This is a genomic window from Christiangramia sp., from assembly GCF_029937855.1.
Lineage (GTDB): Bacteria > Bacteroidota > Bacteroidia > Flavobacteriales > Flavobacteriaceae > Christiangramia.
The window spans coordinates 32,368-53,476 of sequence record NZ_JAPYPC010000028.1 but is presented as its reverse complement, the minus strand read 5'-3'; the positions used below and the strand labels follow the sequence as shown (position 1 = coordinate 53,476).

Genomic DNA, 21,109 nt, shown 5'->3' with positions numbered 1-21,109 from the left:
TAATTAATAATAACTTTTATACCATTCAATAAATCTTTCAATCCCTAATTTTATAGACATTGAAGGTTTATAATTATAATCCTTTTCCAGAGCACCAACATCTGCCCAGGTTCTTACCACATCGCCTGGTTGCATTGGCAACATTTCTTTCTTCGCGAGAATTCCAAGCTTTTTTTCTATTTCATGAATAAATTCAAGCAAATTCACCGGTTTACTATTTCCAATATTATAAAGTTTATAATCCTTTTTATTATCTGAATTTTTTATCACCTGAAAAACACCTTCCACGATATCATCGATATAAGTAAAGTCTCTCTCTAAATATCCTTCATTAAATACTTTGATTGGCCTATTATTAATTATCGCATCGGTAAAAAGGAACATGGCCATATCTGGCCGGCCAAATGGACCATAAACGGTAAAGAATCGCAAACCGGTAGTTTTAAAACCGTATAAATGGTTATAGGTATAAGCCATTAATTCATTACTTTTCTTGGTAGCTGCATACAAACTAATAGGATGGTCTACATTATCATCAGTAGAAAAAGGAACTTTTTTATTTTGCCCATATACGCTGGAACTACTGGCATAAATTAAATGACTTACTTTATATTGCCGACAACATTCCAGTAAATTGGAAAAACCTACCAGGTTGCTATCTATATAAGCCTCAGGATTCTCAATACTATAACGAACTCCTGCCTGTGCGGCAAGATTTACTACCTTATCAAATCGAAAACTTGCACATAATTTTGGAAGATTTCCCCGATCTTCAAGGTTTAATCTTATGAACTCAAAGTTTTTAAATTTACTGCTCTTGCAGATATTATTGAATTTTATGGCATCCTTCTCTGATATCCCTAGTTCTTTTAGCCGGTCATACTTTAGTTGGGGATCATAATAATTATTGATATTATCCAAACCAACCACATTATGCCCCGCCTCTACCAACTTCTTTGATAGATGAAAACCAATAAATCCAGCAGCACCTGTAACTAATATTTCCATGTTAATTTCCTATCGCGTAAAATTCAAACCCAATCTTTTCTTTAGTTTTTCTTTCTAGCAGTCTTCTACCATCAAAAAGAAAAGCTGGTTTTAACATATCATCATATATCTTTTTCCAGTCCAGTTCATTAAACTCATCCCATTCGGTAAGAAGCGCTATGGCATGCGAGTCTTTAGCTGCCTCATAAGGATTCCCAACTATAGTCACATGCGTTCTGTTCTCTTTTTCGGCACGGGAATTCAGGTAATCAAGATCGGTATATATCTGTTCCGATTTTACTTTGGGATCGTATACTACGATCTCTGCCTGTTCATTTAATAAATAATCGGCAACATAAATGGCAGCCGATTCCCTGGTGTCATTAGTATCCTTCTTAAATGCCCAGCCAAGGATTGCAATCTTCTTGCCGGAAACTGTATTAAACAGGGTTTTAACGATATTGGCAGCAAATCTCCTTTTCTGATGATCGTTCATAAGAATCACCTGCTCCCAATAGTCCGCTACTTCATGAAGGCCAAAAGACTTGGCGATATAAACAAGGTTCAGGATATCCTTTTGAAAACAAGATCCTCCAAAACCAACCGAAGATTTGAGGAATTTTGAACCAATTCTCGAATCCATTCCTACCGCTTTGGCAACCTCATTTACATCTGCTCCGGTTTTCTCACATAACTCGCTCATGGCGTTAATACTAGAGACTCTCTGAGCCAAAAATGCGTTTGCCGTAAGTTTTGATAACTCAGAAGACCAAACGTTGGTGGTAAGAATTCTTTCATTTGGCACCCAATGTGCATAAACATCTACTAAAGCCTGGACAGCTTCTTTACCTTTCTCAGTTTCGATATCTCCACCAATTAAAACCCTATCTGGGTTCATAAGGTCGTCTACTGCAGTTCCTTCAGCTAAAAATTCAGGATTAGAAAGGATTTGATAATTTACTCCATTTCCTGTATTATCCAGGATATTTTTTAAAGTTTCAGCAGTTCTGACTGGAAGTGTGGATTTTTCAATTACAATTTTATCTGAAGTGGAGACCCGAGCAATTTGTCTCGCACACAATTCAATGAATTTTAAATCGGCAGCCATTCCCTTTCCTATTCCATAAGTTTTAGTAGGTGTATTTACCGAAATAAAGATCATGTCTGCCTTATCAATTGCAGCATCCACATCAGTAGAAAAGAAAAGATTTCTACCTCTTGCTTCTGCCACTATCTTAGATAATCCCGGCTCATAAATTGGTATATTATCAACATCATTATCATTCCAGGCAGCAATCCTTTTTTCATTTATATCTACAACGGTTACATTAATTTCAGGACATTTCTGAGCGATTACCGCCATCGTTGGTCCTCCTACGTAACCTGCACCGATGCAGCAAATGTTTTTTATTTTCATTTTTTAAGCTTTTAGCTTATGGCTTTAAACTACTTTTTATTATAATTTTCGATCACACTTATCACCCAACACCCCCTTCACATCATAAACAACAGTACTACCATTTTTCAGCTGATCAAGATCCATTTCCATAAATTCCTTATGAGCGACGGTCAGTACTACCGCATCAAATTTTTCCGAAGGTAATTTGTTTACCGTTTCAAGCCCATATTCATGTTTAACTTCCTCTGCATTTGCCAGAGGATCATATATAGTAATTTCTACACCATATTCTTTAAGACTCTTTATTACATCTACTACTTTTGTATTACGTACATCAGGACAGTTTTCCTTAAAAGTTATACCTAGAACGAGAATTTTGGACCCCTTTACCTTAATATCATGCTGAAGCATCAATTTAACAACTTCTGAAGCCACATATTGCCCCATAGAATCATTCATCCTTCTACCTGCCAGAATAATTTCAGGATGATAACCTATTTCCTGAGCTTTTTGCGCCAGATAGTATGGATCTACACCAATACAATGACCTCCAACTAATCCCGGTTTGAATGGTAAAAAATTCCACTTAGTCCCTGCAGCTTCCAGGACATCCTGGGTATCTATCCCCATCATATTAAATATTTTAGCCAACTCATTTACGAAAGCTATATTGATATCACGTTGGGAGTTCTCAATTACTTTTGCCGCTTCCGCTACTTTTATTGTTGGAGCTAAATAAGTCCCGGCGGTAATAACCTCTGCATAAAGATCATTGACCTGTTTCCCAATTTCGGGGGTGGATCCGGCCGTTACCTTTAATATCTTTTCAACCGTATGCTCTTTGTCTCCAGGGTTAATTCGCTCAGGAGAATATCCAACATAAAAATCTTTATTGAATTTTAAACCGCTATGCTTTTCCAGAACCGGAACACATTCTTCCTCGGTTACACCCGGATATACTGTAGACTCGTACACCACGATATCTCCCTTCTTCAGGACTTTAGCCACTGTTTCACTACTCTTATATAAAGGAGTGAGATCTGGTCTGTTATTTTTATCAACCGGTGTAGGAACAGTGATTATATAATAATTACAATCTTCAAGATCGCTCAGATCTGTTGAACAATACAAACCATTATCTTCTGTGGAAGAATTTTTTAAAACCGATTGCAACAAATCATCCTCTACTTCTAAAGTGGAGTCTGTTCCATTCATTAATTCTTTTACCCTCGCTTCATTAATATCAAATCCAACGACTGAATATTTTGTAGCGAACAAACGAGCCAGAGGCAAACCTACATACCCAAGACCAATAACTGCTATTTTAGCGTTTTTGTTCATTAAAATAAATATTTAATTATAAATTCTCCCAATACCATTCCACCGCTTCTTTTAAACCTGCATCTAATTTATGAGTTGGAGTGTAGCCTAATAAATTTTTGGCTTTTTCAACGGAAGCTAAGGAATGTGGGATATCTCCAGGACGATTTGGTCCATGTCCAACTTCGATCTTAGCAATTTCAGGATCAAATTTTGAAAGATATTTTTTTAAAAGCTCTGTAAGTTCTACCAAATTTGTTCTATCCCCCACCGCGGTATTATATACTTCATTGACAGCCGCTGCATTTTCTGTGGTAATGGCCAACAAGTTCATCTGGATCACATTATCTATATAAGTGAAATCCCTCGAGTAGGTCCCATCTCCATTGATTATAGGACTTTCATGCGCCATAAATTGCATTACAAATTTTGGTATTACGGCGGCATAAGCTCCATTAGGATCCTGCTTTCTACCAAAAACATTAAAATATCGCAAGCCTATAGTATCCAGGTTATATGATTTATGAAAATTATCTGCATACAGCTCATTTACATATTTTGTAATGGCATAAGGAGATAAAGGCTTCCCAATTTTATCCTCTACTTTAGGTAAAGATTTAGAATCTCCATAAGTTGAAGAGCTGGCCGCATATACAAAGCGCTTTATAGTATTATCCCTGGCAGCAATAAGCATATTAAGAAATCCGGTAACATTCACCTCATTGCTGGTAATAGGATCTTTTAGTGATCTGGGCACTGAACCTAAGGCAGCTTCATGCAGGATGAAGTCCATGTTCTCACATGCTTTCTGGCAAGTTTCCAGGTCGCGGATATCGCCTTCAATTAAAGTGAAATTTTTATGGTTTATGATCTTATCAAGATTGCTGCGATACCCCGTAGCGAAATTATCCAAACAGGTAACTTGGGCGCCTAATTGCAGTAAAACTTCACAAAGATTGGAGCCTATAAAACCAGCTCCGCCAGTCACAAGAATTTTTGAAGAAGAGATTTTTTCTTTCTGAGATTCAATAATCAAGGTATTTTCTTTAACAATTTTGATTTTGCAAATATATATTATCTCAGTTAAGATTTAAAGATGTTGTTCTTAAAGAATTGCCAAAAGTAAAGGATTTCTCAGATGTTTAATTTCACGCCCCTCTTATGATAATTTAATTGTAGGTGAAGTATTAAAACTTACAAGAGTTTAAAAACAATACTAACGCAACCCCTCTCTTCATTTGAAGGGTTTATATTATAAGTCCCTGTTTTTCCATCTAATTTATACATGCTCATATTCAATCCATGGGCTCCATTACTTATATCATATTTTGGAGCTAATCCACATTTTTGCCAACCTTCTAAATAGGGGAAAATCTTAGAGTACCCACCGTCTGAAGATTGATGAAAAATGAAATATACTGTTGCAGGTTTTTTCAATTCAATTAAGAAGGATGTTCCCTTGGGTAATCTATGTATTCCCTGAAAAAGAATTCCATTTTCCAATTCTTTCGGCACTATATCATATGTGTAATCTCTATCTAAATGCTGAACAACTCCCTCTCGCATAATAGAGTAACTATACCTGAAATTTGGGGAAGGGGTTACAATGAAATCTTTCTCAACCAGATTAAGCATTTCTTTATCCACAGGATGGTCAGCTTTAACGCCCAGATTATCATATATTTTTCGGGCAATGCTTACCAGAATTACCAGATATATAGAAAATAAAACCAAGAAAAAAGGATTGTAAAAAATCGTAAGATAAGGCTTAAAGCCCTTCGGGTGTGCCAAAAATCGAAAATAATTATTAATAAATCAGTATGATAATGAATCTAAAATAGCTTCCTTAAATATATTAGCTCCCAATTGATTTAAATGATCCTGATCTTTAAAATATTTGGGATCACTCAACTCTTTAGAATTAAAGTTATAAATTTCAAAACCATTTTTGTTCAAAAAGGAATCAGCGCGATAATTTTTTTCTCCAATAATTTGTCGATATTCCTCGGTTATCGGAAATTTAATACCTATTAATTCAATATTATTGGTTTTAGATAAATAAATAATCCTCTTTAAAGAGTTTGAAAGTCCCTTAGAAGAATGATCAAATACAAATTGATCAGCATATCGTTTTAATGAAAATTTAATCCTTTGGTTAACAGGTACCTCATTCCATGATTTTTCATTTAAGTTTGCTGAAGTAATTCCGACCAAGGATTTCAAATAATTTTTAATTATAGGTCCATATTTTGGATTCAAAAGCACCAAATTATATTTCACATATCTATGCCACACAAAACTAAAAAAATTTAAAAAATCTTCTTTTGAAGAAAAATACACGGATCTATCTAAATTATTTAAAGATTTACGATAAGGTGATAAAGTGTGCTCATCAACTGTTAGCAAAACCCTTTCAACCTTTGAGTTTCTTATTAAGTACTTTAGTTTAGTTTCTATATCGAAATAAGAATCACTTGGTGAGGAAAAATTATAAATGGTGGAATCTTTAAACTCCCCAATCGCTGCACCATGAGAGTCTGAAAGTAAATAAGTTCGGGCATTTAAATGAACCTCATTATATTCCTTGAAATACAAATTATCCAATAACAACTTCACGCCTAAATTTATAAGGAAAATCATTCCTGAAAAAAGCAATATTTTTATAATAAACAATTTCATTAAAACTGGAAATAAATAAATTCAACATTCGATGAACTATTGAAAAGGAAAATGAAAATAACTAAAAAGGCATAGGTCACCCACCTGAATGGTTTTGGAAGACCAAAAGAAATCCGTTCTATTGCATATTCACCTTTCCTTCCCAGCCATTCCATTATTACAAACATTACTAATAGAAAAAGTAGTTCTTTAGGAAATAATTCTGGTTTTTCCAGAATTGAAAGCGAAAAGATTCTATTTAGATAATCAAATGCATGACCTATATTTTCAGCTCTAAAGAAAACCCAGGCGAACACCGTTAAACTAAAGGTTAATAGCATATTGAAAAGTTCCTTTACATTCGGAAATAATGAATTATAAGCTACGACCTCAATATTCTGACGATTCTTTTTCATAAGTAAAAGCGGTAAAAAATAAATAGCATTCAGTGCTCCCCAAACTATAAACGTCCAGTTCGCACCATGCCAGAAACCACTCACTAAAAAAATTATAAACGTATTTCGCACCTTCATCCAAATGCCACCTCTACTTCCCCCAAGGGGGATGTATAAATAATCCCTAAACCAGGTAGATAAAGAAATATGCCAGCGCCTCCAGAATTCAGCGATATCCCTTGAAAAATAGGGAAACGCAAAATTTTGCATTAGATTAAAACCAAAAAGTCTTGCTGTCCCTATGGCTATATCAGAATAGCCTGAAAAATCACCATAGATCTGAAAAGTAAAAAATAAAGCCCCTAAGAACAGAGTGCTTCCTGGTAAATCTGCCGAATTTTCGAAAATTTGATTTGCATATAAGGCACAATTATCGGCTATTACAATTTTTTTAAATAATCCCCATAAGATCTGACGCATCCCATTTACAGCCTCAGGGTATTTAAATTTGCGATGTTTATAAAACTGAGGTAATAAATTTGTAGCTCTTTCAATGGGGCCGGCAACCAATTGCGGAAAAAAACTTACATATGCCATAAAGGAAATAAAATCACGGGATGGTTCTAGCCTTTTTTTATACACATCAATTGTATAGCTTAATGTCTGAAAAGTATAAAAGCTAATTCCTACCGGTAAAATAATATCCAGCGAACTTGCATTAATTTCAGACCCAAAAAAAGAAAAAGCACTTTTAAAGTTATCGAGAAAAAAATTATAATATTTAAAAAACCCCAAAAAACCAAGATTAACCAGAATACTGATCCATAAAAGAATTTTTCTTTCTGAGTTCTTATTTGTTTTATCTAATTGTTTACCTACAGCGTAATCTACCAATGTACTGAATAAGATGAGGGAAAGAAACCTCCAGTCCCACCATCCATAAAAGACATAACTTGCCCCTGCAACGAGAAAATTCTGCCATTTTAAATTGCGATTAAAAACAAACCAATATAATATGAATACAATTGGAAAAAAAATTGCAAAATCAAGGGAATTAAACAGCATTTATTTAAAATATTAAAGAAAATAATTTTATTCGGGCACAAACTTACAATAATTGGTAAATTCATCTTTGTATCAATTGAATATATTTTTTGATATTCCATTTAAATATTTACCATATTCATTATTCTTAAACTGTAAGACCAATTTTTCAAGTTGTTTCTTTTTAATAAAACCTTTTCTATAAGCTATCTCCTCCAGACAGGCGATTTTTAATCCCTGCCGTTTTTCAATTGTTTGAATAAAATTGGAAGCTTCCAGTAAAGAATCATGAGTACCTGTATCTAACCATGCAAACCCTCTTCCCATTAGCTCAACATTTAATTCATTTTCTTTTAAAAATTTCTCATTTATACTGGTTATCTCCAATTCCCCTCTTTTGCTAGGCTCGCATTTTTTAGCTATTTCAATAACTTTATTAGGATAAAAATATAATCCTGTAACCGCGAAATTACTTTTAGGATTTTCAGGCTTCTCTTCAATATTTAAGGCGTGTCCCTCTTTATCAAAATCTACAACTCCATAACGTGTTGGATTTTGCACGTAATATCCAAAAATAGTGGCCCTATTTTTCCTTTCACAATTAATTCTTGCTTTTTCTAAAAGAGAACTAAATCCCTGACCGTAAAAAATATTATCTCCAAGTACAAGGCAAACACTATCATCACCAATAAATTCTTCTCCAATAATGAAAGCTTCTGCCAGTCCGTTTGGAGAAGGCTGCTCTTTGTAATGAAATTCCATTCCAATATCCCGCCCATCTCCTAATAAGTTTTGAAAGGTGGGAAGATCTTCTGGAGTAGATATTATTAAAACTTCCCTGATTCCCGCGAGCATCAAAACAGAAATTGGATAATAGATCATTGGTTTATCATACACAGCTAAAAGTTGCTTAGATATTCCTTTGGTAATTGGAAATAAACGTGAACCTGTGCCGCCTGCCAATACGATTCCTTTCATAAAATTAGAATAAATGCTTTTAATTTTTGTAGCCTAACGCTTATTTTTTTCATATTATTAATGTTTAAACATCTCTTTATTTATTAATCGACAAATCATTTCCACCTCCTGAGATTTTAATCCCTGATATAATGGCAAACATAATACTCTCCTGCTTACGTCTTCGGAAACAGGCATTTTAGTCGAATTTAAAAAATGTAACGTATTTAAAGAAGGATAAAAATATCTCCGTGGAAAAATATTATATGTTTTCAGAACTTTGAGAATCTTTAAGAGGACCTTTTCATTCTCAACTAAAATTGGAAAATAACTATAATTCCATTCCGTATCTTTCCTGATTTTTATTTTTCCAATTGAATTAAAATCCAAATTTTGTTCATATAAACCTATTAGTTCTTTCCGGTTTTTAATTAAGTCTTTTACGTAAGGTAAGACAGCTAGTCCCATTGCTGCCTGTAGATCACTCATTTTGGCATTAATACCTAGCCCGTGATACTCCAAAGAACCTTTATGACCAAAGTTGTGCCTATAAAATAATTCTTCAAAAACCTGCTGATCTTGCGAAAAAATCGCTCCTCCTTCTCCCGTATGAAAAATCTTGGTAGCGTGAAAACTACAGGTACTAACATCACCATAATTAAATAGTGATTTTCCCTTATATTTAACTCCGAAAGCATGAGCTGCATCATAAATAACCTTTAACCGGTACTTATTTGCTAGCTCCTGAATTTTCTCAGTATCGCAAGGATTCCCAAAAACATGAGTTGCTAAAATCGCAGTAGTTTTTGGAGTTATAGCCTCCTCAATTTTATTTTCATTTATTGTTAAATAAACTGGATCTATATCTACAAATACGGGTGTACAGTTCTGCCATATTATCGCAGAAGTAGTGGCTATATAACTAAAAGGAGTGGTTATGACTTCTCCCTCTGCAGCTAAAGACATTAAAGCAATTTGTATAGGTAGAGTGCCATTAGCAGTTAAGATTATATATTCAGTTGCGAGGGAATTATTTAAAGCCTGACAAAGTTCCTGATGCAAAGGACCGCCATTCGCTATCTGGTTTGTATCCCAAATTTTCTGAATTAAAGCATCATATTCCTCTTTTGGTGGTAAAAATGTTTTTGTAACCGGAATCATTTCTTCAAAATAATTTTATAAAGTTCAAACAAACTTTCCATTTTCAATATATACGAAATAGTGATATAAAAAATTCCTCCAGAAATAAATCCGATTAAAATTCTCAAAATATCCTCGTAATTTGTCATCCAATAATGATCTACTAAAAAAGTTATCCCCCCGCCTAAACCAGCTATAATTAATATTGGACTTATATCCAATATTTGTTGGAAAGCTGAATAATTAATAAATTTCCCGGTATAATGAGCATTTATAAAAAAAGCGAGAAAGGAAATAATTACTTGTCCAAACAATAATTCAATGATTCCCATGGGGATTGTTATAAAAAGAACAAGCAGGATTAAAACTTTTTTGAATATCTCTAGTTTCAGGAACAAATCGCTCCTCCCCTTCACATTCAAAATATCCAAATTATAGGAGTGTAGTGGATATAGGATTCCGGTAACACAGAGTATTTGAAAATACGGTACCGCAGGCAGCCATTTTTCAGTAAATAAAAATCTAAAAATTGGTTCTGCTAATACTGCCAGATAAATTAATAATGGAGTAATTACAAAAATTATTATTTTCAAAATTTTTCCATACACCCTTTTGAGCCTCTTATCATCATTTTGAATTTTCGAGAATAATGGGAATGTTACTTTATCAAGTGCCCTGGAAATATTCTTCACCGGAAGCTGATTCATAGTTTCTGCTCTGGTGTAGAACCCTACCTGAGCTGCGGAAAAATATTTCCCTATAGCTATTAAAAACAAATTACTAAATGTTCTATCAAGAAGTTCAGATAAGGTTAATTTGTAACCAAAATTAAAATGGTTCTTAAGCTTTTTAAAATCAAAAACTAATTCTGGCCGCCAGTCTGAATATAGCCAAAGTAGAATAGAATTAATCAAAGCCCCTGAGATACTGCTCCAAACCAAACTCCATACGCCATAACCCGAAAGAGCCATCACTATACCCACAAATCCACCTACAATTGCGGAAGGAATTGCAATAATTGTCTGAGTTCGGAATTCCATTTTTTTTGTCAACCGTGCTAATTGTACAGCAGAAAAGGCTGAGATAATAAAAGTCGTACAGTAAAGTCTCACAAGACCAATCAATATTGATTCCTCATAAAATTGAGCAATTAAAGGAGCAGAAAAATAAATAAAAAAATAAATAAGGAAACTTGCACTAAGATTAAAATAAAAAACTGTTGAATAATCGGCAGATTCTAAATCTTTTCCTCTTATTAGTGATTTTGTCAATCCCGCATGTAACAAAGCATTACCAATAGCAATAAATACGGCAATCATACCAATTAATCCAAATTGCTCAGGTAATAAGATTCTAGCAAGAATTACTGAAATCACAAAACCTATAAGTTGATTGCCGAATTGCTCAGTAAAAGTCCATACCAATCCGGCTGTAACTCGTTTTTTTAAAGACATTAAAAAAATTTTCTTTTCATATGATATTTTAAATTATTTTATAAAGTCCAATTTATGATCAATAAATCAGCTCATCCAAATATTATAAATTAATTTGGTTTTCGATATAGAATTTTATAAATACTATATCAGGAGGATAGACAGGGAAGATATTTTAAAAACATTATTAACTTAGCTGCTAAGCTGCGCTCAAATTAATTTATTTCTAACATAAGAATTCAAATAAAGTTTGGAAACCCGATAGAACCTATTTAATGAAAACAATCAAAATTTGGTTTACAGATTTTTATAAAGGTTTTGATGCTGAGAGGAATTACTTCTATTCATTACTTTCTGATATGTATGTCATAGAGTTGAATCAAAAAAATCCCGACTACTTGATTTATTCATGCTACGGCAATGATTATCTCAACTATGATTGTATTAGAATTTATTATACAGGTGAAAATCTTGTTCCCAACTTCAATTTATGTGATTATGCCATTGGTTTTCATTTTATTGATTTTGGCGACAGATATCTCCGTTATCCTAATTTTGCCCTATTCAAAGATCAGTTTGAAAGTTTACTAGAAAGCCCTGCAGAAGAATTTAGTAACCAAAAGGAGTTTTTCTGCAATTTTATTTATTCAAACTCTGAAGCAGCTCCCCAACGAGATGATTTTTTTTATAGGTTGAACCGATATAAAAAAGTCAGTTCGCCGGGATCGCATTTGAATAATATGCAAATCGATATCGGGGGAAGATTCCAGCAGGACTGGATGTATTCTAAATTGAATTTTCAATCAAAATGTAAATTTAGTATCGCTTTTGAGAACAGTTCATCTCCCGGTTATACTACAGAGAAAATAATGCATGCTTTTATCGCCAACTCGATCCCGATTTATTGGGGCAATCCCCAAGTTGGAAAAGATTTTAATAACCATGCCTTTATAAACTGCCATGAATATAACAATTTTGAGGAGGTTATTGAAAAAGTGAAGGAAATAGACACTAATACAGAACTTTATCTTGCTATGCTAGCACAACCGGCATTTAAGCGAAATAAAATTCCAGAGCAATTGAACACAAAGGAACTAATACACTTTTTCAAAATAATATTTGATCAGGATATTAGTCTTGCCAGAAAAAGACCTTTATACGGTACCACCGCTAAATATCAGAAAAATTTAAAGTCGATAGTTAAATTAAATTCCAAAGTGAAAAATCTTTTCTCATTCTTTAGATGATTTTACAAATATTGTTTTTTATAATAATCCAGATACCTACCGGAAGTAACATTTTCCAGCCATTCTTTATTCTGCATATACCAGGAAACGGTATCTTCCAGACCCTGTTGAAAAGAATGTTTTGGTTTCCAGCCTAATTCTTTTTCGATCTTCGTAGAATCTATTGCATAGCGCCTGTCGTGTCCAGGCCTGTCTTTAATAAAACGAATTAACTTTTCTGAAGATCCTTTTTCCCGGTTCAATTTATCATCGAGAATCTCACATAGAAAATTAATCACCTCAATATTCTTCCATTCATTAAGTCCGCCAATATTATAAGTTTCTCCTTTGGCAGCTTTATGAAAAATCAAATCTATAGCCTCCACATGATCTTCTACATATAACCAATCCCTGGTATATTTACCATCCCCATAAATAGGTAACTCTTTTCCCTGTATAATGTTATGGATCATTAGCGGAATTAATTTTTCAGGAAACTGAAAAGGCCCATAGTTATTAGAGCAATTAGAAATTATATATGGAATCCCATAAGTTTCACCATAGGCTCTTACAAAGTGATCTGATCCGGCTTTTGATGCTGAATAAGGGGAATTTGGGGAATAAGCGGTGGTTTCCTTAAAAAGGCCTGTTTCACCAAGGCTGCCATAGACTTCATCTGTGCTTACATGATAGAATAATTTATCCTGAAAATTGCCTTTCCACAAAGACGTAAAGGCATTCAGCAAATTAATCGTCCCAATGATATTGGTTTTTACAAATGCTAATGGATCTGAAATTGATCTATCTACATGAGATTCAGCCGCTAAATGGATCACCTTATCAAACTGATATTTTCGAAAAAGTTCAATTATCTTCGTTTCATCAGTGATATCTGCCTTAATAAATTCATAATTTGAAACCTCTTCAATATCCTTTAAATTTTCAAGATTTCCGGCATAAGTCAAACTGTCTAAATTATATATGTTGTAATTTGGATATTTTCTAACAAAATGTCTTATTAGATGTGAGCCTATAAAACCCGCGCCTCCTGTTATTAATATAGATTTTATATTTTTTACCATTTCTAATTTTAAAACCTCGTTGACTCTAAATGCACTAGCGTAGTTGAAATTATTTTTTCTTCAAATTTACCTGATTCATATCTTCCATCCAGGCGGTTATTCAAAATTTCCACCGCATTAATTCCTAATTCCTTCGGGTGTTGCTCAATATAGCTTAAAGACGGGGTTAAAAATTCCGCAATATCTTTACTTATATATCCTATAAGTTTTAGATCTTCGGGAATATTTATTTTTTCTTCATAAGCAACGCGGTTGGCCATAATAGCGCTTTCAAAATCTGTACAGAGCAAAGCTTCGACTTTCTTTTGGGTGATAAGTTCTTTAATTTTTCTTTTAAGATCTGTAGCTTTAGTACTGGTAGCCATTAATGCCAAACTTTCATTTTGTAATGCCCTTTCATAACCCTTTATTCTTAGCTGGCCTATACCTACATGGTGAATCGCTGAAGCCAGTCCTATTTTCTCAATTCCTTTTGCCCTGAAATATTTTGTGGCATCATAAAAACTTTTTTCATCGTCCACGCCAATCTTATCGGCTGGAAGTCCAAGGTTAATCCTATCGTAAATCACTACCGGGATTTCATAATCCAGAAGAGCAAATAGATGGTCATAATCCTGCTTTTTCTGAGTTTCTTCTGAAACGGCTACGAGAACACCGTCCACAAGCCCAGAGGTAAGCATATCACAGATTTGCTTCTCCCTTTCTATAGATTCGTTAGATATATAGGTGATTATTTGTTGGTCGTGTTTTTGTGCTTCCGCTTCCATTCCTGAAAGTACCCTGGCAAAAAAACTATTGGAAATGTTAGGGATTACAACGCCTATGGTGCCCGTTTTACTTTTCTTCAGGTTTACCGCTACCGGATTGGGCCTGTAATTATGTAAACTGGCAAGTTCTTTTACCCTTTCAGAGGTTTTCGGACTTATTTCCGGGCTATCATGCAAGGCTTTCGAGACTGTTGAAACGCTAACATTCAGCAACTTTGCCAGCTCTTTTAAGGTGATTTTACTTTTCATAGGTAATAGAGAAATGAATTATAAAGGTTAAAAAAAATACTGAAATGGCACAAATAAAGATTTTAGATTTGATGTAAACTTATTTTTTTCAGTCCTTTACTGTTCAAAATAAAAATAATTTGTTCGGTAAAATAGAACATACTAAATATCCTCCATTTCAGAATGTATTAATCTGGGATGGTGATTGTGGTTTCTGTAAATTCTGGAAAACCAGATGGCAAAGCAAAACCGGGGATAAGATCTTATTTGAAACCTACCAGGCTTTCGCTAAACACTTTCCAGATATTCCTTTGAAGGAATTTAAAAAAGCAAGCCGACTCATAGAAATAGATGGTAGCGTTTACAGTGGCCCAGATTCTGCCTATCGCAGTCTATGGCATGCCGGTAATAAAAAATGGCATAAATTGTATAAATCGAGTTCTGTATTTAGATCTTTAAGCAATCATGGATACAATCATATTGCAAAGAACAGGTCTTTTTATTTTAAGCTTACCAAAGCCTTATTTGGAAAAAATCCACTGCATTTAAAACCGTACTGGTTTCTTTACATCCTTCTAATTGGCTTATTAGTAATTGTTCTATGAAACTTCCCGGCTCTTATTGGTTTTATATTATCGCGGCTATAGTTACTATTATAGGTATAGTAACAGGATGGTATTTCTTTTTATTATTGGTTATTCCTCTTGGATTTTTCAGTTCTAATAGAAAAAATAAGTAAACTTTTATTTTTCTAATTATGAAGTTAAACTTATCCTAAACATCCCGTAGTTTTTGCCAAAATGGAGCTTTCGGTGTAATTTAATTTTAAACAAAATCAACGAAAAATGAAAGACTACGGTACATTATCACAAGCTATAAATAAATTAAAGCTGGAAGAAGGTTATAAAGAAGACTTTAATTTATTAGATGAAGAAATTGAGCTTAAATCTCAAAAACAAACTTTTGGCACAGAAGAATTTGAAGTGGATAAAGTATTGCGTTTTGAGGGTATGAGCAATCCTGATGATAATGCCATACTTTACGCGATTACAACCTCAAATAACCTCAAAGGTACCCTCGTAGATGGTTATGGAATTTCCAGTGGACAGATTTCCAAAAAGATGATGAATAAACTGGATCTAAAAGATCATAGGGAATTAGATTAACTGAAGTTAAACTTCTATTAAACTGTTAAAACGAATTGGGCGAATCGCCCAATCATTGTATTTTCGCATAGAAATTTAAAAAACAATAAATAAAAACTATGAACTATTTAGGTTTGGACTCAAACAAAACAAAGAAAACTGTTGAGGAGCTCAACATACTTTTAGCAGATTATCATCTATATTATCAAAAATTAAGAAATTTTCACTGGAATGTAATAGGTAAGAATTTTTTCGATCTTCATGAAAAATTTGAAGAACTCTATGATGATGCGAAACTTAAAGTTGATGAAATTGCTGAAAGAATTCTTACCTTGAGGTATCAGCCAACAAGTAATCTCAGTGATTATCTTGAAGATTCTAATCTAGAAGAATCTCCGTCTGATATTTCTGATAGTAAAATGATTGAGTTACTTTTGAAAGACCACGGTTTACTTCTAAAACAAATGAGAAAAGTGGTTGAAGTAGCTGATGCAGGTGGCGATGAAGGAACCATAGATCTTATAGGTGCCTACATACGTGAGTTAGAAAAAACTAGTTGGATGTTGGATGCATGGAAAATGAAAACTAGTGAGCAACATAAACCTGTAAAGAAATAATCATTAATACATGCAAGACTTCAACTTTCAAGAATCAATAAAAGGTATCTGGGATAAATTAGAAGGTTGGATGGACACTATAATTTTAGGTCTGCCCAACTTTCTATTAGCTATCCTGGTCTTCGTCATCTTTATTTTTATTGCCAAATACGTCGGAAAAATTTTCGACAAAATTTTTCATCGGAGTATTAAACAGGATTCTATACGGCAGATGGCTGTAAAAGTCATTAAAGCAATTGTTATCCTTATTGGTTTCTTTATCGCCCTGGGTCTCTTAAATTTAGACACCGTACTTACTTCTGTACTGGGAGCTGCCGGTGTGGTAGGTCTAGCAATCGGACTTGCACTACAGGGAACCTTAAACAATACCTTTTCAGGTTTAATTTTAAGCTTTTTACCTGAGCTTCAAATAGGTGATTGGGTAGAAACTAATGGCTTTGCTGGTTCTGTGATGGAAATCAACCTTAGAAATATTGTAATTAAACAATCAGACAATAATTATGTGGTGATTCCAAATGGAAAGATCATTGAAGAGCCTTTTAAGAATTTCACAAGAACTCCTCGTTCAAGAGTATTTGTAAATTGTGGCGTTGGCTATTCTTCAGACCTTGAAATGGTAAGAGATTTAACCATCAAAACAATTGAAGATATTTTTCCGCAGAGAGGAAATGAAGAAGTCGAGCTTATGTTTCAGGAATTTGGTGATAGTTCTATTAATTATGTTCTTAGGTTCTGGACCGATGTTAGTAAAAACCGCGATATTTTAGTTGCACAGAATACTGCAATAATCGCTATTAAGAAAGCTTACGATGCTAAAGGAATTAATATTCCATTCCCTATTAGAACAATTGATTTTACCAATAAATTATCTATCAATAAAAATGCAGATTGATAATATTAATCTCAAAAAAAAAAGCCAGTTCAGTTTAACGTGAACCGGCTTTTTTTTGAGTCATGAAACCGGAGATTCTTTAAAATTTAAATCCCAGGCTAAACTGAAGCCTGGCTCCTTCACTTCCGGCGAAAACACTCATTTTACCCTGAATAGCCTCTGCACTATTTATCCAGAAACCCCCTCCATAGCTATCGTGCCAAACTGAACTATTTTCTTCTTCCGTCCACACTCTACCTAAATCATAACCTCCGAAAACACCCAATTGGAAAGGCAAAAAGCTGGTTTTGACAGTATTAAAAGAATAGCGTAGATCTGCACCAGTACCAAATGAACTTTTACCCGAGTATCTCTCAAGCCGATATCCTCTCAAGCCACTTGCAGCACCTAATTGTGCCGACTGGTAAAACTCGTATTCCTGGCCTATATTTATATGAGCCTCGGCTCTGGTTTTAATCACCAGTTTTCTATTACGAGTCAATGCATTATAGAACCCCATATAAGGTTTAAAATAACCATATTGTCTGTCTGGATCGGCCGTATTCATTTTAGCTCCCAGGTTTAATTCAAAAAGCATTCCTCGGGTTGGATTTAAACGATCATCATAACTTTCATACCTGTACATCGCATCTAAGCCTGCAAAATATTTTCTTTCAAATATATCCTCATCTAAATTCACAAACTCTTCTGTGATAAACCTTCCTTCGTCCTTCTGTACTTCAATAGCTTCAAAACTGGCCGTAAACCCAAAGAAACTACCAAAAGGTGTTTTGTTTACTAAAGCAACTTTACCTGAATACTCATTCAAGCCTACCCGGTTGTAATCAAAATCCAGGTCATCATCAAAATTTTCAGTTTCATTACCAAATCCAAAGAAGTTTTTGGAATATTGAGGACTTTTATAATTCAGTCCCAGAAGTAAATTATAATTTCCCATAATACTGGCAAATTCAGCCTCATAACCCAATTCAAAACCATTGGTAGCAGAATGATATTCCCCGAAAAAAGTATATTGAGAAGTAAAGGGGTTTCTTTTAAATTTATTTACAGATTTCACATATTCAAGACCAAATGAAAAAGCTTCATCTGGATTGTAATCCAATTGAGGTATTATAGATCCTGAAGAGAAAGTTTTTTTGTCTTTATCGTAGGTATTAATTTCGTAATTATCGGTAAGTCTAAGTTTGGCATCTCCAAGTTTCTTTATAGTATTTGGCAGAGATTTGTGATCGTAAAGCTTTAGGTTACCACCATTGTCTACTGTATAGACATCATTATTTTGTCCGCCAATTACCCGAACAAATATTTTAGCAGGCCCATCTCCTTTCACCTGAATCTTATCATCATCATCCAAACCATAAACCCAAATTTCCTTAGTTTCAGAAAATTTATAAACCTTATCGCTTAAATTTTCTGCTCTTTCGCCATCCTTATTTCTGGTTATTGTCACCCTGGTGCTTCCATCTTCAAGACGAACAACATCTATAAAGTCATCTTTATCTGTCCCTGTAACAATTGCAAGCTTTGCCAGCTGATCGTAGTATCTTTCTGCGATATCCACAATATTATTACGGCGGCCTTTTACATTTTCTATAAGCTCTTCGGTGGTCTCTCCCCTGGTCTCTTCAGGCAAATTAGAAAAAGCTTCAGCAATAACTTTATCTGTAATTTGATCCTGAACAAACTGAGCCTGTTCTAACCATGTTTCCTTCCCTTTATTTTGAAGAAGGGATCTATCGAGTCCCATGGCAGCGATATTAAACCACTCCACATCTTTAATATCATCACCATACACTGCAAACTGATTGGCGAAACCGGTAAGTGCCCTCAAAGTCCCAAAGAAAGCACCATCAAAATTTGAAAATACCTGGTCACGATCCCTGGGAATAGGTTCAAAATGGTGTATTCCTTCCGCATCTTCAATCTCTGCCCAGCGCCATTGGTCCTGGTGCCTGTCCCAATCACCAATTAACATATCAAATATCCTGGCTCTAACATAGGCCGCCTCATCCAGAACGTACTTTTCATCCCGCCTTAACCTTTCCAACATATCTGCCGTGCTTACAATATCGTGATCCGGACTTCCAAAATACTTATAACCCGTCCAGCCTTCCTCCGGTCTTTCCACGATCATATAAATATCATCCCCGTGTACCGAATTATATTTTCCCAGCGCTTTCTGTTTTGGAAGATAAAATACTTGAGGATTTGTATGATAAACTCCTGCAGCCTCGCTTAGCGTAGGTATTGCCAAAAAGCCATACGGATGGGCAGCAGTATAGAAATCCTGAAGAATATTTTCAGCAACCGTATTTTCCAGTTTATTCTCTACAGGCTGATTCTTAAATGCTACATTTTGTAAAAATAATAAGGCATCTTTCCGTAATCTTCTAATATTATACTCCCGGCCTAAACTATCTTTCACCCTCAAAGAAACTGTCTGGTGGCCACCACCCTCGCGTACTACCTCTAATCCTCCATAGAGAGTATCTAAATCTGCTACTTTCAGAGTTACATCAGTGCCATAAAGTTCGCGGTATCGCTCACCCCAAACTGTTTCATGTGCAGGACTTTTATCTGTATCTTCTTCTTTATATATAGAAGTGGTTATTGTCTGCGGAAAACTATCTGGGTATTCTTTGAATTCGAAGGGAACTGGGGTCTCCAGCACCTCTTTCTGAAAAAGCAATTTGGGTTTATTTTCCTGATTCCCGTAAAAACTAACCCAGGAAGAACCATCTTTAAAAATATCCAGTACTGCAAAACCCTGCCCGTTATATGCGAAAATACCGTCGTTGCTCAATGTGGCATAAGAAGCTTTTGAACCCGATCCTGAAACAATCTGCTTTACACTATCGTGTTCTATATATTGTAGGGAATGCTCGTGACCCGAGGCAAAGATGACCCTTTCAAATCCCTGAGCGATTACAGATAATCTATTAGCCAGTGACTTATATCTGTTATTTTGAGCATCCTGAATGGAAACACCTCCAGTTGTTCTAATTAAAGTAGCCAAAGATCCCAGAATGGGCAAAGGTATTTTCTTCTGAGAAGGATAAATATGTCGGTCAAAAGTATACTGCCCCCCATGAACCCCATTAGTATAAATAGGGTGGTGCAAGGCAATTAAAACTGTTTTATTCTGATTTTTCTTAATCTCAGATTCTAACTCCAGAAACATCGCCTCCCTGGTCTTGATTTGCTCACAATCATCATTAATCCTGGGATTTTTATCCCAATCTTCAAGATACCACTGTGAATCTATCACTATAAGCTGAATGTTTTCTGAAATTTCGAGTGACTCCAGACCGCAACCAATCTCCGGGCTCCAAACCAGTATATCATCAAATTTACTTTTAAGATAATTCTTTTGACGTTCCAGGCCATTGAGCTTTTCATTATACCAATCATGATTTCCGGGGATAACCACTACCCTGCCCTGGTAATTTTCAATTGCATCCAGTTGAGCATCCAGCCGGTATTCTGCAGCTTCACGTTGTGAAGAACCTTCAGGGGGCATACCATCCGGATAAATATTATCTCCCAGGAAGATCGTGTAGTTCTCAGGTTTATTTACGGAATCTAAGAATCTCTTAAAGGCGATTAAACCCAAAGAAGTACCACCGGGTGGAGAATAACCTCCATCACCAAGCAGATAAAAAGATTTTTCAATTTCTTTATTTTCAGGATATCCAAAATCTGAGGTTGGTTCTCCCTGCCTGTATTTAGGTTCCGTAATAGCACAAGAAAAAACAAGGAATATTCCTAAAAGCGAGACTAAAAGTTTAACTTTTTTCATAGAAAATATTGGTCAATATT

Annotated in this window: 18 protein-coding genes; 5 read left to right on the top strand and 13 right to left on the bottom strand. The window is 34.7% G+C overall.

The window, feature by feature from the left end; genetic code table 11:
- Positions 1-3 precede the first annotated feature (3 nt).
- The 10 genes from Q1K34_RS13985 to Q1K34_RS13940 form a co-directional block, all read right to left on the bottom strand.
- Positions 4-1,008, bottom strand: a complete 1,005-nt coding sequence (locus Q1K34_RS13985) for an NAD-dependent epimerase (RefSeq protein WP_300440097.1) — start codon at positions 1,006-1,008, stop codon at positions 4-6.
- A 1-nt stretch (position 1,009) separates the two neighbouring features.
- Positions 1,010-2,404, bottom strand: a complete 1,395-nt coding sequence (locus tag Q1K34_RS13980) for a UDP-glucose 6-dehydrogenase (protein ID WP_300440094.1) — start codon at positions 2,402-2,404, stop codon at positions 1,010-1,012.
- A 39-nt stretch (positions 2,405-2,443) separates the two neighbouring features.
- Positions 2,444-3,727 (bottom strand): nucleotide sugar dehydrogenase, encoded by a 1,284-nt coding sequence (locus tag Q1K34_RS13975; protein WP_300440092.1) that lies wholly within the window; start codon positions 3,725-3,727, stop codon positions 2,444-2,446.
- 16 nt (positions 3,728-3,743) lie between these two features.
- On the bottom strand, positions 3,744-4,742 hold the full coding sequence (locus tag Q1K34_RS13970) for an SDR family oxidoreductase (RefSeq protein WP_300440090.1): 999 nt from the start codon (positions 4,740-4,742) through the stop codon (positions 3,744-3,746).
- A 158-nt stretch (positions 4,743-4,900) separates the two neighbouring features.
- Positions 4,901-5,440, bottom strand: coding sequence for a hypothetical protein (locus tag Q1K34_RS13965; protein WP_300440087.1), 540 nt, complete (start codon positions 5,438-5,440; stop codon positions 4,901-4,903).
- An 81-nt stretch (positions 5,441-5,521) separates the two neighbouring features.
- A complete protein-coding gene (locus Q1K34_RS13960; protein WP_300440085.1) occupies positions 5,522-6,385 on the bottom strand; it encodes a hypothetical protein in 864 nt (287 codons plus the stop codon).
- The gene (locus Q1K34_RS13955; RefSeq protein ID WP_300440083.1) at positions 6,385-7,824 is read right to left on the bottom strand and encodes an MBOAT family O-acyltransferase; all 1,440 of its coding nucleotides are present in this window, start codon (positions 7,822-7,824) and stop codon (positions 6,385-6,387) included. The genes Q1K34_RS13960 and Q1K34_RS13955 overlap by 1 nt, the downstream gene beginning before the upstream one ends.
- 72 nt (positions 7,825-7,896) lie before the next feature.
- Complete coding sequence (rfbA, locus tag Q1K34_RS13950) at positions 7,897-8,781, bottom strand: glucose-1-phosphate thymidylyltransferase RfbA (protein WP_300440080.1); 885 nt, start codon at positions 8,779-8,781, stop codon at positions 7,897-7,899.
- A gap of 57 nt (positions 8,782-8,838) precedes the next feature.
- A complete protein-coding gene (locus tag Q1K34_RS13945) occupies positions 8,839-9,921 on the bottom strand; it encodes a DegT/DnrJ/EryC1/StrS family aminotransferase (RefSeq protein WP_300440077.1) in 1,083 nt (360 codons plus the stop codon).
- Entirely contained in the window at positions 9,918-11,354 is a 1,437-nt protein-coding gene (locus Q1K34_RS13940; RefSeq protein WP_300440074.1) for a lipopolysaccharide biosynthesis protein, read from the bottom strand. Before Q1K34_RS13940 ends, Q1K34_RS13945 begins: the two co-directional genes overlap by 4 nt.
- Positions 11,355-11,608: 254 nt before the next feature.
- Between Q1K34_RS13940 and Q1K34_RS13935 the strand changes: the two genes are divergently transcribed.
- Complete coding sequence (locus tag Q1K34_RS13935; protein WP_300440071.1) at positions 11,609-12,580, top strand: glycosyltransferase family 10; 972 nt, start codon at positions 11,609-11,611, stop codon at positions 12,578-12,580.
- A 2-nt stretch (positions 12,581-12,582) separates the two neighbouring features.
- On the opposite strand, the gene rfbB is transcribed toward Q1K34_RS13935, so the two are convergent.
- A complete protein-coding gene (gene rfbB, locus Q1K34_RS13930) occupies positions 12,583-13,641 on the bottom strand; it encodes a dTDP-glucose 4,6-dehydratase (protein WP_300440069.1) in 1,059 nt (352 codons plus the stop codon).
- An 8-nt stretch (positions 13,642-13,649) separates the two neighbouring features.
- Positions 13,650-14,657 (bottom strand): LacI family DNA-binding transcriptional regulator, encoded by a 1,008-nt coding sequence (locus Q1K34_RS13925; RefSeq protein WP_300440066.1) that lies wholly within the window; start codon positions 14,655-14,657, stop codon positions 13,650-13,652.
- A gap of 119 nt (positions 14,658-14,776) precedes the next feature.
- Between Q1K34_RS13925 and Q1K34_RS13920 the strand changes: the two genes are divergently transcribed.
- The 4 genes from Q1K34_RS13920 (at position 14,777) to Q1K34_RS13905 (ending at position 17,290) form a co-directional block, all read left to right on the top strand.
- Positions 14,777-15,241 carry a thiol-disulfide oxidoreductase DCC family protein gene (locus Q1K34_RS13920; RefSeq protein ID WP_300440063.1) on the top strand — a complete coding sequence of 155 codons (465 nt, stop codon included), beginning with the start codon at positions 14,777-14,779 and terminating at the stop codon, positions 15,239-15,241.
- Positions 15,242-15,481: 240 nt separating this feature from the next.
- Positions 15,482-15,802 carry a phosphoribosylpyrophosphate synthetase gene (locus tag Q1K34_RS13915; RefSeq protein WP_300440060.1) on the top strand — a complete coding sequence of 107 codons (321 nt, stop codon included), beginning with the start codon at positions 15,482-15,484 and terminating at the stop codon, positions 15,800-15,802.
- Positions 15,803-15,900: 98 nt separating this feature from the next.
- Positions 15,901-16,398 carry a Dps family protein gene (locus Q1K34_RS13910; RefSeq protein ID WP_300440057.1) on the top strand — a complete coding sequence of 166 codons (498 nt, stop codon included), beginning with the start codon at positions 15,901-15,903 and terminating at the stop codon, positions 16,396-16,398.
- Positions 16,399-16,468: 70 nt separating this feature from the next.
- Positions 16,469-17,290, top strand: a complete 822-nt coding sequence (locus Q1K34_RS13905; protein WP_367183337.1) for a mechanosensitive ion channel family protein — start codon at positions 16,469-16,471, stop codon at positions 17,288-17,290.
- Between the two features lie 79 nt (positions 17,291-17,369).
- Here the strand turns inward: Q1K34_RS13905 and Q1K34_RS13900 are convergent, their stop codons facing one another.
- Positions 17,370-21,089, bottom strand: a complete 3,720-nt coding sequence (locus tag Q1K34_RS13900; RefSeq protein WP_300440052.1) for a metallophosphoesterase — start codon at positions 21,087-21,089, stop codon at positions 17,370-17,372.
- Between the last annotated feature and the right edge of the window lie 20 nt (positions 21,090-21,109).

Coding starts and splice junctions, on each gene's coding strand:
- Q1K34_RS13900 (WP_300440052.1), bottom strand. CDS start 21,089: ATGAAAAAAGTTAAACTTTTAGTCTCGCTTTTAGGAATATTCCTTGTT.
- Q1K34_RS13945 (WP_300440077.1), bottom strand. CDS start 9,921: ATGATTCCGGTTACAAAAACATTTTTACCACCAAAAGAGGAATATGAT.
- Q1K34_RS13910 (WP_300440057.1), top strand. CDS start 15,901: ATGAACTATTTAGGTTTGGACTCAAACAAAACAAAGAAAACTGTTGAG.
- rfbA (WP_300440080.1), bottom strand. CDS start 8,781: ATGAAAGGAATCGTATTGGCAGGCGGCACAGGTTCACGTTTATTTCCA.
- Q1K34_RS13905 (WP_367183337.1), top strand. CDS start 16,469: ATGGACACTATAATTTTAGGTCTGCCCAACTTTCTATTAGCTATCCTG.
- Q1K34_RS13985 (WP_300440097.1), bottom strand. CDS start 1,008: ATGGAAATATTAGTTACAGGTGCTGCTGGATTTATTGGTTTTCATCTA.
- Q1K34_RS13960 (WP_300440085.1), bottom strand. CDS start 6,385: ATGAAATTGTTTATTATAAAAATATTGCTTTTTTCAGGAATGATTTTC.
- Q1K34_RS13915 (WP_300440060.1), top strand. CDS start 15,482: ATGAAAGACTACGGTACATTATCACAAGCTATAAATAAATTAAAGCTG.
- Q1K34_RS13935 (WP_300440071.1), top strand. CDS start 11,609: ATGAAAACAATCAAAATTTGGTTTACAGATTTTTATAAAGGTTTTGAT.
- Q1K34_RS13955 (WP_300440083.1), bottom strand. CDS start 7,824: ATGCTGTTTAATTCCCTTGATTTTGCAATTTTTTTTCCAATTGTATTC.
- Q1K34_RS13940 (WP_300440074.1), bottom strand. CDS start 11,354: ATGTCTTTAAAAAAACGAGTTACAGCCGGATTGGTATGGACTTTTACT.
- Q1K34_RS13975 (WP_300440092.1), bottom strand. CDS start 3,727: ATGAACAAAAACGCTAAAATAGCAGTTATTGGTCTTGGGTATGTAGGT.
- Q1K34_RS13925 (WP_300440066.1), bottom strand. CDS start 14,657: ATGAAAAGTAAAATCACCTTAAAAGAGCTGGCAAAGTTGCTGAATGTT.
- rfbB (WP_300440069.1), bottom strand. CDS start 13,641: ATGGTAAAAAATATAAAATCTATATTAATAACAGGAGGCGCGGGTTTT.
- Q1K34_RS13980 (WP_300440094.1), bottom strand. CDS start 2,404: ATGAAAATAAAAAACATTTGCTGCATCGGTGCAGGTTACGTAGGAGGA.